A 14,534-nucleotide genomic window follows, 5' to 3' on the forward strand; every position below is an offset into this window, starting at 1 on the left:
CTGGGAGGGGCCGTACATGGGCGGGAAGCCCTTGTATCTCGAACCGCGGCTGGAGTCGCGGCTGCGCTCATTGCTGGACTCACCGGATCTGCTGCACACGCTCTCCGGCGCTCTCGGGTCTCCACTGAACCTGGTCGTCCCCGACCAACTCGCCGACAACCTCGAGCAGTTCCGCTCCGTCTACGGCAAGCACCACCTGTCCGGCCAGGTGTTCTTCGCCCACAAGGCCAACCGGTCCAGTGCCCTGCTGCGACGGCTCGCCGCCACGGACGCAGGCGTGGACGTCGCCTCGCTGGGCGAGCTGCAACACGCCCTCGGCGCCGGATTCACGCCCGACCGGATCACCGCCACCGGCCCCAAGAACCCGGAGTTCCTGTGGCTGGCGGCCCGCACGTCGGTCACCGTCAGCCTCGACACGCGAGGTGAACTGGACCAACTCGCCGCACTGGTACGCAAACACGCCTTGCCGAGGGTCCGCATCCTGCTCCGGCTCTCGGGGTTCGAGGCGTCCGGTGTGCGGGTGCTGAGTCGCCGTAGCCGATTCGGCACCCCGGTGGGGGAGTTGGATCCCCTGCTGGAGGCCGTCGAGCGGCACGCCGACGTGGTCGACCCGGTCGGCGTGGCCTATCACCTGGACACGACGAGCCTCGCCGAGAAGGCCACCGCGCTGGAGGGCTGTCTGCGGGTGCTGGAGGAGTGCCGCAGCCGGGGGCTCAGGCCCCGGGCCGTGGACATCGGCGGCGGCTTCGGCGTCAACTACCTTACCGACGGCGGGCAGTGGGAGCGGTACACGACCGAACTCACGGAAGCCGTCCTCGGCATCCGCCCGCCCCTGACCTACGGCGGCCACGGCTACGGACTGCGCAGCGAAGCCGGCACCCTGCGCGGCACGCTCGGCCTGTACCCCGCCCACCGCCCGGTCGCTGGAGCCCACTACCTCGACGAACTGCTGTCGCACCCGGCCGCGTCCCTCGGCGGCCGCCCCCTGGCCGCCCAACTGCTGGAGCACCTCTACGACCTGCAGACCGAACCCGGCCGGGCGCTGCTGGACCAGTGCGGACTGACCCTGACGAAGGTCCTGGAGGTGCGTGACCAGGAGACCGGCGGGCCGTCGGCCGTACGGCTCGCGGCCAAGGCCGACGACGTCGCCCTGGAGGAGCACGGGGTGCTGATGGACCCCGTCGTCGTGCCACGCAGCCCGGCACGCGCCGCCACCGAACCGGTCGCCGTCCATCTCTTCGGCAGCCGTTGCCTGGAGTCCGACCTGATCACCCGCCGCACGGTCTTCCTGCCCCGTCGCCCCGAACCGGGCGACCTGTTGGCGTTCGCCAACACGGCCGGCTACTGCATGGACTTCCACGCCACCCGTGCCCAGCACCAGCCCGTCGCCCGCAAGATCGCCGTCTGGCAGGAGGGCGACACCTGGCGCTGGTGCCTGGACGACCAGTACTGGCCGACCACACCCGTGGGGGGAGCGCAGTGAGGTACGACAGCATCACCGAGGCCATCGGCAACACACCGCTGGTGCGCATCGACCCGGCAGTGCACGGCCTGGGGCGCATCGACCTGTACGCCAAGCTGGAGCTGCTCAATCCCTTCGGTTCGGTCAAGGACCGGGCGGCCTGGAACATGGCGCGTCCACACCTGACCGCAGCGGCCTCCGCCACGGCCGAGGGGGCCGGCCAGGTCGTCGAGCTGTCGAGCGGCAACACCGCCAAGGCCCTGGCCGTCCTCGCGGGCATGCACGGCCTGACCTTCAAAAGCGTCACCAACCGGATGCGCATCCCGGAGATCAAGGACCTGCTCCTGCTGCTCGGCGCGGAGATCGAGGAACTGCCCGGCCAGAGCGAGTGCCTGGACCCCACCGCCACCGACGACCCGCTCACCCTCTTCCATCGCGCCCTCTCCGAGCCCGACAGCACGCTTCTGCACACCGACCAGTACTTCAACCCGCGCAACACCGAGGCCCACTTCACCGGCACCGGACCGGAGATCGTCAAGGACCTGGACGGCCGGGCGCCGGACTGGTTCATCGCCTGCGTGGGCACCGCCGGCTCTTCCACCGGCGTCGCCCGCGCCCTGCGCGAACACGACCCCGCCGTACGGGTCGTCGGCCTGGTCGCGGCCAAGTCCGACTTCATCCCCGGCATCCGCACCATCGACGAGGCGCACGAGGTGGGCCTGTTCGACCCCGGTACCTACGACACGATCGAGTCGGTGAGCGCCGACGAGGCGATCGAGGGGATGCTCACCCTCAACCGCCGCTGCGGCATCCTGGCCGGCCCCACCGGAGGTGCCGCCTACTTCGGGGCCGTTCGCCAACTGCGTGCTCTGGATGAGAACCTGACGGAGCGCCAGTCGGCCGTCTTCATCGTCTGCGACCGCGTGGAGAGCTATCTGAGCTACGTCCGCCACCGGCGCCCCGACCTCTTCGGCCGCCCGCGCCGCAGGAACTCCCCGGCCGACCTGTCGGACGCCGAGATCCGCACGGCGCCGGCCATCACCGTCGCCGACGCCCAGGCGTGGATCGGCACCGGCGAACCGCTCGTCGTCGACCTGCGCAGCCCCTATGCCTACGCTGCCCTGCACATCGACGGCTCCGTCAACATCGTCGACGAGCTCTTCGAGGAACTCCTGCACGGAGGGCTGCCGTTCAGCCGCAACCGCCCGGTCCTGCTGGCCTGCCCGGTCGGCGAGAAGTCCGCCCGCTACGCCGCCCTGCTGACCCGGATGGGCCATCCCGAGGTCCGTAGCCTCACCGGCGGCATCATCGCCTGGCGCGACGCGGGCGCGCCCCTCGTCCGGGACTGAGCCCATGACCGTACCCAGGACCGGCACCCAAGTCACACACGTCATCGATGAGCTGGGGGAGTGGCAGCGTGCCCTGCGCGCCCAGTTCCCCATCATCACCGCGCACCCGGAACTGGCCTACCTGGACAGCGCGGCCACCGCCCAGAAGCCACAGGCGGTACTCGACGCCGCCCACGCCTACCTCACCACGACCAACGCCAACGCCGGACGCGGCACCTACCCCTGGGCCAACCGGACCACGTCCCTGGTCGAGCAGGCCCGCGACCGGGTCAAGCGCTTCCTCGACGACCCCGCCCCCGAGCGCTCGGCCGTGCACTTCACCAGCGGTACCACCGAGGGCCTGCGCACCGTCGCCCTCGACTGGCTGCCCCGGCTTCTCGCGGACGGCGACGAGATCGTCGTCCCCGTCGCCGACCACGAGGCGAACATCGCGCCCTGGCTGGAGACCCAGCGGGACCTGGCCCGCCAGGGCGTCCACATCCGCGTGCGGCCGATGCCGTACCAGCGCTCCTCCGGCGACTACGACCACATCGCGCTCGGCGAACCGGCTAGCGGGCGACCCCGGTTCGTCGCCGCCACCCACGTGCACCACGTCTACGGCGGCGACATGAACATCCACCGTATCCGCCGTGCCGTCGGTCCGGACGCGGTCATCTGCCTGGACGCGGCCCAGAGCATCGGCCATCTGCCGGTGTCCGTGGCGGAGTTGGACGTCGACTTCGTCGTCTTCTCAGGGCACAAGGCGATGGCCCTGCCCGGCACGGGAGCCGTCTGGGCCCGCCAGGCCCGTGGCCCGGAGTTCACGCCGGGCGGCTGGTCCGGCAGCCCCAACACCGTCGGCATCGCCTCCCTCACCACCGCCCTGGACTGGCTGGAAGCCGCCGGGACCGACCGGATCGAGCGGTGGACGGTCGCCCTGGCGGCCCGGCTCACCGAGGGGCTGCGCCACCTGGAGACCTACGAGATCCTCGGCTGCCAGACCAGCCTGGCCGCGGACTCCTCCGTGCAGCGGCGCCTGGGCATCGTCACCTTCCGGCACCACGCCATCGACTCCTCCGACCTGGGCTTCATCCTGTTCAGCCACGGCTTCATGGTCCGCTCCGACCACCACTGCCAAGGAAGCGCGGGGGAGCGGACCGGCTCGGTGCGGGTGAGTCTGCACGTCCACAACACCGCCGAGGAGATCGACCGGCTGCTGGCCGTCCTTGCCACCCTCGGGTGACGTACCGCCGTTAGAGGGAATGGGAACCGTTTCCACCTGTAGGGTCTGGCGCAGACAGTGCGAACAGGTGCGGAACGGCGAGGTGGCGCGACGGGATGGGGCTGAGCCTGGCGACGGCCGAACGGTGGGTGGAGCGCTGGGAACTCCAGCAGCAGCGGTACGCCGTCGACCGCGAGGAGCGGTTCACGGTGATCGCCGATGTCGTCGAGCAGTCCGTGAGAGACCGGACCCGCCCGGCGATCGTGGACCTCGGCTGCGGTCCCGGGTCGCTGGCGGCGCGGCTGGCCCGGCGGCTGCCGGACGCCGACATCGTGGGGGTGGACATGGATCCGCTGCTGCTGGAGCTGGCCCGCACCCACCACGCGGACGCGGCCCGCTATGTCGACACGGTGATCGGTGAGGAGGGCTGGACCGAGGCCCTGGAGCTGGACCGGCCGCTGGACGCGGCCGTGTCGACGACGGCCCTGCACTACCTGGACGTCGACACCCTGCGCCGCACCTATGGCCGGCTTGCGGCGGTGCTGCGGCCCGGCGGCGTCCTGGTCAACGGCGATCATTTCCCGCACGACGACGGAGTGCTCGCCGAACTGGCCGGACACGTCGGACGCCGCCATGCCGCACGCCGGCACGACTTCGCCCACGAGGACTGGGCCTCCTGGTGGACGGCCGTCGCGGCGGACGCCGAGCTGGCCGACCTCCTCGCCGAACGCCGACGCCGCCTCCGGCCGCCGGTGACGGGGGCGGTCGGAGGCGCGGCGCGCCTGTCGCCGTCCGCGCATCAACGGCTGCTGCGCCGGGCGGGGTTCGGGCATGTGGGTGTGGTCTGGCAGTACGGCGACAGCCACGTCCTCGTCGCGGTCCGCTGACGGAGGTGTGTGGCGCCCGCGAGACGGGCGTTGGGCCTCACCGACTTCCATCTGTTGTCCGTCGGTCGGTGCCTCACCAAGCACAGCTAAAGGATCGCCCCGGCACCTTGACAGTGTGCGTACGGTTTCGCGACGTTTGAGCCTCGTCACAAAGTTCGACATGGGGGAAAATGTGACGAGGCGCCAATACGTGCGCCTTGGGGGGATTCTGGGGGGAGCGGTATCGCCATGCGATCCACGAGCGCCATCACGATTCACAGACCCGAAGAGCTGAACGAGTCGCTGCACCGCGCGTGGCACCGGGCGATGGACGAGTCACCCGACTACGCCAACCCCTTTCTGGCACCGGAGTTCACGATCGGCGTGAGCAGGTACCGCGGTGGGGCCAGGGTCGCGGTGCTGCGCGAGAACGAAGAGGCCGTCGGCTTCTTCCCCTACGAGCGCAACGCGTACGGGGTCGGCCGCGCCATCGGTCTGGGCCTCTCCGACTGCCAGGCGCTCGTGCACCGGCCGGGCGTCACCTGGGATCCCCGCCAACTGCTGCGCTCCTGCGGGCTGTCCGTCTTCGAGTTCGATCACCTCGTCGCGCAGCAGCGGCCGTTCGGCCCGTACGTCACCGGGACGTTCGCGTCTCCCGTGCTCGACCTGAAGCCCGGCGAGGGCGACTACCCGGAGTGGCTGCGCGCCACCTACCCGGGGCTCGCCAAGACGACACTGAAGAAGGAGCGCCGGCTCGGCCGGGACGCTGGCGAGGTGCGGTTCGTCTACGACGAGCGCGACCCGCGCGTGCTGCGCACACTGATGCGGTGGAAGTCGGCCCAGTACCGCAGGACGGGGCGGATGGACCGGTTCGCCAAGCCGTGGATCGTGGGCCTGGTGGACCACTTCTTCCAGGTCCGCGAGGAGCACTTCACCGGCATCCTGTCCGTGGTGTACGCCGGTGACCGGCCGGTCGCCGCGCACTTCGGGCCTCGGTCGCGCACCGTGTTCGGCGCCTGGTTCACGGCGTACGACCCGGAGTTCGGCTACTACTCGCCCGGGCTGATGATGCACCTGCGGATGGCCTGGGCCGCGGGCCGGGACGGCGTGACGCTCATGGACATGGGACGCGGCGCGAAGGAGTACAAGGACTGGCTCAAGACCCGTGAACTTCGGGTGGCCGAAGGGTTCGCGGCCCGCCCGCACCCGGTGGCGGCGGCCCACCGGATGTGGCGCAGACCGGTGCGGGGCCTGAGAAACACGGTCCTGGCCCACCCCAGGCTGCGCGAGCCCGCCGACCGGCTGCTGAAGGCCGTCGGCACGCTGCGCACCTCGGGCCCGACCCATTCACCGGGAGTGGGAGCCCGCGCCCGCTGAGCGGGAGCCGCCCCTGTCACGCGTCGCAGCTTTCCCACCTCCCTGGCGCGGAGGCATCGAACGACGTTCGAGAGCGCTCATCGCCCGCACCGGGCGGCCCTTCTTCGTACCCTGCCACGGAAGAGGTGACCATGCCGTACGGATCGCGGCTCGCCGCGATGATGACACGGCGCATCGGACGCGAATGCGTCTACACGCCCTCGGCCCGACTGGCCCTGTACCTGGCACTGCGACGCTGGTGCCGGCCCGGCGCCCGGGTGCTGATGTCGCCGGTGAACGACGACGTGATCCTCTTCGTCGTCCTCGCGGCCGGACTGCGCCCCGTCCAGGCACCCGTGTCCCCCTGGGACGGCAACATCGACCCGGCCGCCGTACCGGAGTCGACCTGGCGCACCGTGGACGCCGTCCTGACCACGAACCTGTACGGCATGCCGGACCGCGTCGTCGAACTGCGCCGCCGATGTGACCAGTTGGGGGTCCCCCTGATCGAGGACGCGGCCCACGCCATCGGCACCCACGTGGACGGGCAGCCGATCGGGACCTTCGGGACGGCAGCCGCGTTCAGCCTGTCCAAGCACGTGGCGGCGATGGCCGGCGGGTTCCTCGTCGTCGAGGACGCGCGCACCCGGCGGGAGCTGGAGCTGCTGCGCGACGACCTGCTGACCCCACGGCGCCTGCGCGACGACCTGACCAGCACGCTGCGCCCGCTGGCGCGGTCCGCCGTACGCACACTCCACCTGGTGCGGCCGGTGTGGCGCACGATGCAGCGCCTGAAGCTGCTGGAGCGCGACGACTTCCGTATGGCCCTGCACGCGCCCCGCCTCGCCGGCCGCGCACGCCAGGCACCGAGCCTGGCCGCGTACGAACCCTGGGTACGGGTCGACCTGCACGGCTTCCGCTCCCGCCACGGCGCCCTGGTGCGCGGGCAGTTGGAGCTGCGGATGGCCCTGCTGGACGGCGACCTCGCCCGGCGCCGGGCCGGTGTCGCACTGCTGTCGGGCACCACCTGGGCCACCCAGGCCCTGCGCGACCGGGCGGGTGAGGGCCCGCCGTCCCTGTTCCGGGTACCGCTGCTGGTCCACGACCGCGACGCCCTCCTCGAACGCCTGGTGAACCACGGCGTGGTCGCCGGATACGTCTACGACCCGCCGCTCGACGACTACGCGGGCGCCGAGTTCGTCGAACCGTCCCCCGACCCGTCGGCCGCCCGTTGGTTCGCCGCCCACACCCTGCCGGCCGACCCCCTCCTGGCCCGCAGGATCGCAGGGGCGCTGACGAAGGAACGGGCGACGCCCGCACACCCTCCGCTGCCGACCACGCCCGTGTTCGACGCCACGACCACGCCCCCCACGCCCCTGGGCCAGTAGCGGCCCCATCCCCGTACCGGCCACCGCGGACCGCGCCGCCGAGCCGCACCTTGCCTACCCTGGAGGTGTGGCTCGGCCCAACGACGAGGTCGCCGCGCTGCTCCAGGAGTACGCGGATCTGATCTCGATCACCGGAGGAGACGCGTTCAGGGCGCGTAGCTACGAGAAGGCTGCCCGGTCGGTCGGCGGCTACTACGCCGACGTGACCACACTCGACGTCAAGGGGCTCCAGGAGATCCCCAACGTCGGCAAGTCGACCGCCCAGAAGATCATCGAGTACTTCACCACCGGCCAGGTGTCCGCCGTCGAGGAGCTGCGCGCCAAGATCCCCGCCGGTGTCCGGCAGCTGACGGCGATCCCCACGCTCGGCCCGAAGAAGGCACTGGTCATCTACCAGGAGCTGGGCATCTCCACGACCGAGGAACTCGCCGACGCCATCCACGAGGAGCGGCTGCGCGACCTGAAGGGCTTCGGGCCCAAGACGGAGGAGAACATCCTGCACGGCATCGGCCTGCTGCAGTCCTCCGGCGACCGCGTCCTGATCGACATCGCGATGAGCCTCGCCGAGGACATCGTCGCCGAGATGTCGCAGGTCACCGGCTGCGAGCGCTGCTCCTACGCCGGGTCGCTGCGCCGCGTCCGCGAGACGATCGGCGACATCGACATCCTCGTCGCCGCGAGGAAGCCGCAGCCGCTCATGCGGGCCTTCACCGAGCTGTCGCACGCCTCCGAGGTCATCGCGCACGGCGAGAAGAAGACGTCGGTCCGCACCGGCAAGGGGCTCCAGGTCGACCTGCGTGTCGTACCGCCGGACTCCTGGGGCGCGGCGATGCAGTACTTCACCGGTTCGAAGGCCCACAACATCCGCACCCGGGAGATCGCCGTCCACAAGAAGCTCAAGCTCTCCGAGTACGGGGTCTTCGACACCGAGACCGGCGAGAAGATCGTCTCCGAGACCGAGGAGGACGTGTACGCCCGGCTCGGCCTGCCCTGGATCCCGCCCACCCTGCGCGAGGACCGGGGCGAGATCGAGGCCGGGCTGCGCGGCGAGCTGCCCGACCTGGTCCAGGAGAAGGACATCCGGGGCGACCTGCACACCCACACCGACCTCACCGACGGGCTCGCCCCGCTGGAGGAGATGGTCGCCGCGGCCGCCGAGCGCGGCTACGCCTACTACGCCGTCACCGACCACGGCCCCGACATGGCCATGCAGCGCATGACCGACGAACGCATCCTGGCCCAGCGCGCACGCGTCCGTGAGCTCGACGGGGAGTACGGCAAGCGCGGCAAACGGGCGGGCATGCGGGTGTTGCACGGCGCGGAGCTGAACATCGGCCCCGACGGCGACGTGGACTGGCCGCCGGAGTTCCTGGCCGGATTCGACCTGTGCGTGGCCTCGGTGCACTCGCACTTCAACCAGGGGCGCGAGGCACTGACCCGGCGGATCGTCCGGGCCTGCGAGAACCCACACGTCAACATCATCGGCCACCCCACGACCCGCATCCTCGGCAAGCGCCCCGCCATCGACGTCGACCTCGACGCGGTCTTCGCCGCCTGTGCGCGCACCGGAACCGCCCTGGAGATCAACTCCCACCCCGACCGGCTCGACCTGCGCGACGAGGACATCCTGCGGGCCAGGCGGCACGGCGTGAAGTTCGCCGTCGACAGCGATGCCCACGCCGTCATCCACCTCGCCAACCTGCGCTACGGCGTGGGTACGGCACAGCGCGGCTGGCTCACCAAGGACGACGTGATCAACACGTGGCCGCTGACCCGGCTGCGGCGCTTCCTGAAGAAGGCCTAGACGAGCAGGTCCGAAGTCCTGGGCGGGTGCGCCTGCTTGGCGGGGACTGCGCTGTTCAGTTCCCCGCCGCCATCCGCCGTACCACCGCCAGCGCCTCGCGCACTGCCCCCGGGATGTCCGTCACCGGGAAGCGCGCCTGGCGCACGACTCGTTCGCGGTCCACCACCAGCACCGCCCGCTTCAGCCGCAGTGCCTGCCCGGCGCGGAACACCGGTAGCCGCAGGGCGGCGGCGAGGCGCAGGTCGACGTCTGAGAGCAGGGTGAAGGGGATGCCCTCCTCGACCGCGAACACCCGCTGCTCGTCCGGGCGTTGAGTGCTCACGCCGCGCACCTCGGCGCCCGCGGCGCGGAAGTCGTCGTACGCGTCCCGGAACAGCCGGTTCTCCAGCGTGCAGCCGATGGCGCCCGGGATGTCGGCCCAGCCGTCCGGCAACGGGCCGGGGCGACCGGTCGCCGGGTAGCAGAACAGGACGGTGGCCGCGGCCTCGGCCACCGGGTCGAGCGGCTCACCGTCCCGGTGCCCCGGCAGTTCGAGGCGCGGCAGCCACTCGCCCACCAAGCCCGCCACCCGCCGCGCCTCGGCACTCTCCTCGTCGGCCGTGCCGCTCAGCGAGCCGTTGCCGAGCAGCCAGCGGTCCGCCCAGTCCTGCATCGAGAGCAGTACGGGCAGCAGCCCCCGCCCGCTCTCCGTCAGCCGGTACTCGTAGCGCACCGGGCCGCTCTGATACGGAACCTTCTCCAGGACCTCCGCCTCCACCAGGTGCGCAAGGCGCTCGGTCAGCACCTTGCGGGAGATCCCCAGCTCCTCCTGGAGCGCGTCGAACCGGTGGTGCCCGCGCGCGGTCTCCCGCACCAGGAGCAGGCTCCACCAGTCGCCGATCACCGCCGCCGCCTGCGCGATCGCACAGGCGGCGTCCCGCTCGGGCACCGACCTGACCATGGGGCTCCCGTCTTCCGGATGCAGCGTCCAGTCTTCGAAACCATCTTGCGCCATGCAGTGAGTTCCCGATAGGAACTCACTTGACCACAAGTAAGTTCCCATAAGAGACTCACTGAAGGTGGGCGTCGCATGAGCCAGACACCGACGGTCCCGGAGCACGATCGCCGCAGCACCCGCCACGCCAAGTCGCCCCCGGCCGTCTTCTGGCGCTACTGGGCCGCTGCCACCGTCAGCAACGCGGGCACCGCCGTCACCGCCCTCGCCTTGCCCCTGGTCGCCCTCACGGTCCTCGACGCCACCGCGCTCCAGATCGCCCTGCTCGCCGCCGCCGGACAGATCTCCTGGCTGCTGCTCAGCCTCCCGGCCGGAGTGATCGCCCAGCGCGTCCCGCTCCGCCGCCTCCAGGTCACCCTCGATCTCGTACGGTTCGTCGCCGTCGGCTCCCTCCCACTCGCCTGGTGGCTCGACCGGCTCAGCTACCCGCACCTGTTGCTCACCGCGCTGGTCACCGGCGCCGCGACCGTACTCTTCGACATCGGCAACTCGACCTTTCTGCCCGCCATCGTCCCGGCCCGGCAGCTCGCCGCCCGCAACAGCCTGATGTCCGGCACGCACGCCGTCACCGAGACCGGAGGGCCCTCCGGGGGCGGCCTCCTCGTGCAGGCCGCGGGCCCGGTCGGCGCGCTCCTCGTGGACGCGGCCAGCTACCTGCTCTCCGCCGTGCTGCTGCGCACCCTCCCCGAGCGCCGTCCCGCCGCCCGCACCGGCGACGGCGCCCTCCGGCTGATCCGCGAGGGCTGGACGTACGTGACGCGGCACCCCGTGATGCTGCCCTGCATGCTCTGGGCCACCGCCACCAACTTCGTCTGCGCCGCCCTGGTCGCCCTCACACCCCTCTACCTGGTCCGTCAGGCCGGACTGACGCCCGTACAACTCGGTTTGGTGCTCGCCATGGACGGCATCGGCGCGCTCGCCGGATCCGCCGTGGCGGTCCGGCTGACCCGGCGGTTCGGCACCGCCCGGGTGCTCGTCGGGACCGCGCTGGCCGGCGGCGCTGCCGCCCTGCTGGCCCCGCTGACCACGTCCGCGGCCGACGCGTACTGGTTCGCCCTGGGCAACGCCGGCTTCGCCTTCGGCGTCGTCATCGGGTCGATCACCACCCGCACCCACCGCCAGACCGAGTCCCCGCCCGATCTCCTCTCCCGTGTCATGGCCACCGTCCGCTTCGTCTCGTGGGGCGCCCAGCCGCTCGGCGCCCTCAGTGCCGGCCTGCTCGCCACGTACGCGGGGACGCACGCGGCCCTGTGGACGGTGTGCACGGCCGCGCTCCTCCCGCCGCTGTACCTGCTCGCGGTCCCGGTGGGCCGCCGCCGGGACCTCGCCTGACACAGACGCGGTCGGGCAGCCGTGCCAGGCCGTCGCAGATGAACCGACAAGACCCTCGCTTCATGCAGCCGAAGCCTTCGGGCTTACTCGTCTAGAGGAACGGCGTGCCCGGGTCGAGCCCGGACAGGACCCGGCCGTAGATCTCCAGGTTGGTGGTGGGGTTCACGAACGAGTGGAGACTCAGGGCGTGCACATCGCGCACGGCCCGCTGGATCGGCACCTCACGGTGCAGGGACGACGCCCCCGACGCGGAGCCCAGCAGATCGACGGCCTCCTTGCACAGCCGTGTCACATAGCCGCTCTGCGCCCGGATCCTGGCCCGCTCCTCGGGTGTGTACGGCTCACCGGACTCGGCCCGTGACTCGATCAGGGCGACGAACTCCGCGGTCAGCAGCCCGGCGCAGGAGATCTTCATGGCCGCCTCGGCCGTCTGGAGGTGGGTGACCGTAGCCTCGTTCTGCCGCTGGTGGAAGGTGTACGTGATGCCCCTGCGGTGGCTGCGCTCGGTGAACTCCGCCAGGGCCGAGCGGGCTAGACCGAGCGCGTTCGGTGCCGTCCACGCGCAGAACATCAGCAGCACGGGCATCCGGTAGAACGGGTCCTCGGCGTTCGTCTTCGACGGGAACTCGCCCGCCAGCAGCGGCCCGACCGGCAGCGTGCGGTGCGCGGGGACGAGGACGTCCCGTGCGACGACGCTGTCGCTGCCAGTGCCCGCCAGCCCCGACACGTACCAGTCGTCGAGGATCTCGAGCTCGGCCATCGGCACGGCGGTCCACAGCAGCTCGGGCGGCCCGTCGCCGGACTCGGACTCGACCCGGACCGTCAGCAGGTGCCAGTCGGCGTCGTGGCAGCCCGTGGCGAAGGCCGAGGTGCCGTTGACGAGGTAGCCGCCGTCCGTCCGGACGGCCGTCGCGTCCGGGACGAGAGTGCCGCCGACCCGCACGTCCGGGTTGGTGAAGATCTCGTCCTGCGCATCGTCGGGGAAGAGCGCCGCGATGTAGGAGCAGCCGGCCTGGATCACCGTCTTGAACGCCGTCGAGCCGCACGCCGCGGCGATCTCGGCCACCGCGTCCACCTGCGTGCGCACCCGGCTCTGGTAGCCGCCGTACCGCCGGGGGACGTTCATCCGGTGGATCCCGGCGTCCGACAGCGCGCCGGCGACCTCGGGAGCCACCCGGCGCTCCTGTTCGGTCCGCAGCGCGTGCTCGCGGATCAGCGGCCGCAGGGACCGCACGCGCTCGACCAGATCGGCATCGGTACCGGCTGCCGCCATGGGTGACCTCCCGGGCACGACGAGTCACCACCGTGACGCGGTTCGCGAACCCTGTCAACGACCCCTTGGTGAGCGTGAGTTGAAGTGCGCCACAGTCCCGGGCCGCTCGGTGATCTTCGTCCGTTTGAGCGGAGGCCGAGACGGGGAGCGTGCCGAAGGCGGGCCGAAGCCGTACGGGTCAGGCTTTGTCCATGTCGCCGCAGAGGGGTTGTCCTGACATTACGTCCCTGCCTAGGGTCGCCCTCGAAGTGCAAGCGCTTTCTGAAGCGGGCTGTCCGCCGGCCGTCCGAGGAGAACTGCATGTCCCCAAGTCCCGCCCGCCGCCGCGTCGCCGTGATCGGCACCGGCGCCATCGTCAGCGGTAGTCACCTCCCCGCCCTGAGACACCATGCGGACAGGGTGGAGCTGGTCGCCGCCGTCGATGTGGACCAGGCCCGGCTGGACGCCTTCCGGCAGCTCGCGGGCGAGGAGGTCGCCGGGTACACCTCGACGGACGACATGCTGGACGCCGTACGCCCCGACCTGGTCCTGATCGGTACACCGCCGTCCCTGCACCGGGAGCAGACGGTCGCCGCGCTCAAGGCCGGCGCCTGGGTGCTGTGCGAGAAGCCGCTGTGCCTGTCGCTCGCCGAGTACGACGACATCGCGGCGGCCGAGGAGGCGTCGGGGGCGTACGCGTCGGTCGTCTTCCAGCACCGCTACGGTTCCGGCGCCGTGCACGCCCGTGAGCTGATCATGAATGGTGAGCTGGGCGCCCCGCTGGTCGCGCACTGCCAGACGACCTGGCACCGCGACGCGGCGTACTACGCGGTGCCGTGGCGCGGGAAGTGGGCCAGCGAAGGCGGCGGGCCCACCATGGGGCACGGCATCCACCAGTTCGACCTGCTGCTGCACCTGCTCGGCCCGTGGGCGGAGATCCGGGCCATGGCCGCGCGCCTGGTCCACGACACCGAGAGCGAGGACGTCTCGACGGCTCTGGTGCGCTTCGAGAACGGCGCCCTGGCCACCGTCGTCAACAGCGTGCTGTCCCCGCACGAGGTCAGCCGCATCCGCATCGACTGCGCCGACGCGACGGTCGAACTCACCCACCTGTACGGCCACCGCAACGACGACTGGGTCTACACCCCGGCCCCGCACGTCCCCTCCGAGCGCGCCACCGCCTGGCGCACCCCCACGGCGGACCTGCCCAGCTCCCACACGGCGCAGCTCGGCACCGTCCTCGACGCCTACGACAACGGTGTCCGGCCGCCCGGCAGCGGCCCGGACGCCCGGGCCACCCTCGACTTCGCCGCCGCTCTCTACAAGGCCGCGTTCACGGGGCACCCGGTGCTCGCGGGCGAGATCGCGCCCGGCGATCCCTTCTACCCGGCCATGCACGGCGACCACCCCCACTGGGCCCCCAAGGAGCGCGCATGAGTTCCCTGAGTCAACCTCTAGGCAGGCTGGGGTGCGCTGTCCGTGTTTCTGGTCTTGCTGTTGGTTTGGTGGATCGTGGGGTCGTAGCACGTG

At 71.4% G+C, this 14,534-nt stretch carries 11 protein-coding genes; 9 read left to right on the forward strand and 2 right to left on the reverse strand.

Annotated features, from left to right (window positions below; genetic code table 11):
* Positions 1 to 16 precede the first annotated feature (16 nt).
* The 7 genes from IF78_RS0138555 (at position 17) to polX (ending at position 9,426) form a co-directional block, all read left to right on the forward strand.
* The gene (locus IF78_RS0138555) at positions 17 to 1,483 is read left to right on the forward strand and encodes a Y4yA family PLP-dependent enzyme (protein WP_031487201.1); all 1,467 of its coding nucleotides are present in this window, start codon (positions 17 to 19) and stop codon (positions 1,481 to 1,483) included.
* Entirely contained in the window at positions 1,480 to 2,811 is a 1,332-nt protein-coding gene (locus IF78_RS0138560; RefSeq protein ID WP_031487202.1) for a pyridoxal-phosphate dependent enzyme, read from the forward strand. The genes IF78_RS0138555 and IF78_RS0138560 overlap by 4 nt, the downstream gene beginning before the upstream one ends.
* A gap of 4 nt (positions 2,812 to 2,815) precedes the next feature.
* Positions 2,816 to 4,033 (forward strand): aminotransferase class V-fold PLP-dependent enzyme, encoded by a 1,218-nt coding sequence (locus tag IF78_RS0138565; RefSeq protein WP_031487203.1) that lies wholly within the window; start codon positions 2,816 to 2,818, stop codon positions 4,031 to 4,033.
* 95 nt (positions 4,034 to 4,128) lie between these two features.
* Positions 4,129 to 4,899 (forward strand): class I SAM-dependent methyltransferase, encoded by a 771-nt coding sequence (locus IF78_RS0138570; protein WP_031487204.1) that lies wholly within the window; start codon positions 4,129 to 4,131, stop codon positions 4,897 to 4,899.
* A gap of 228 nt (positions 4,900 to 5,127) precedes the next feature.
* Positions 5,128 to 6,255 carry a GNAT family N-acetyltransferase gene (locus IF78_RS0138575; protein ID WP_031487205.1) on the forward strand — a complete coding sequence of 376 codons (1,128 nt, stop codon included), beginning with the start codon at positions 5,128 to 5,130 and terminating at the stop codon, positions 6,253 to 6,255.
* 125 nt (positions 6,256 to 6,380) lie between these two features.
* Positions 6,381 to 7,622 (forward strand): DegT/DnrJ/EryC1/StrS family aminotransferase, encoded by a 1,242-nt coding sequence (locus tag IF78_RS0138580; protein WP_031487206.1) that lies wholly within the window; start codon positions 6,381 to 6,383, stop codon positions 7,620 to 7,622.
* A gap of 67 nt (positions 7,623 to 7,689) precedes the next feature.
* The gene (polX, locus tag IF78_RS0138585; protein WP_031487207.1) at positions 7,690 to 9,426 is read left to right on the forward strand and encodes a DNA polymerase/3'-5' exonuclease PolX; all 1,737 of its coding nucleotides are present in this window, start codon (positions 7,690 to 7,692) and stop codon (positions 9,424 to 9,426) included.
* A gap of 55 nt (positions 9,427 to 9,481) precedes the next feature.
* Here polX and IF78_RS0138590 read toward each other — a convergent pair whose 3' ends face one another.
* Positions 9,482 to 10,366 carry a winged helix-turn-helix transcriptional regulator gene (locus IF78_RS0138590; RefSeq protein ID WP_031487208.1) on the reverse strand — a complete coding sequence of 295 codons (885 nt, stop codon included), beginning with the start codon at positions 10,364 to 10,366 and terminating at the stop codon, positions 9,482 to 9,484.
* 129 nt (positions 10,367 to 10,495) lie between these two features.
* Between IF78_RS0138590 and IF78_RS0138595 the strand changes: the two genes are divergently transcribed.
* Entirely contained in the window at positions 10,496 to 11,752 is a 1,257-nt protein-coding gene (locus tag IF78_RS0138595; RefSeq protein WP_031487209.1) for an MFS transporter, read from the forward strand.
* Between the two features lie 91 nt (positions 11,753 to 11,843).
* On the opposite strand, the gene IF78_RS0138600 is transcribed toward IF78_RS0138595, so the two are convergent.
* Positions 11,844 to 13,025: a flavin-dependent monooxygenase gene (locus tag IF78_RS0138600; RefSeq protein ID WP_031487210.1), complete on the reverse strand. Its 1,182-nt coding sequence runs from the start codon at positions 13,023 to 13,025 to the stop codon at positions 11,844 to 11,846.
* 300 nt (positions 13,026 to 13,325) lie between these two features.
* Between IF78_RS0138600 and IF78_RS0138605 the strand changes: the two genes are divergently transcribed.
* Positions 13,326 to 14,441 carry a Gfo/Idh/MocA family protein gene (locus IF78_RS0138605; RefSeq protein WP_031487211.1) on the forward strand — a complete coding sequence of 372 codons (1,116 nt, stop codon included), beginning with the start codon at positions 13,326 to 13,328 and terminating at the stop codon, positions 14,439 to 14,441.
* Positions 14,442 to 14,534 lie beyond the last annotated feature (93 nt).

The sequence above is a fragment of the Streptomyces bicolor genome, assembly GCF_000719285.1.
GTDB lineage: Bacteria > Actinomycetota > Actinomycetes > Streptomycetales > Streptomycetaceae > Streptomyces > Streptomyces bicolor.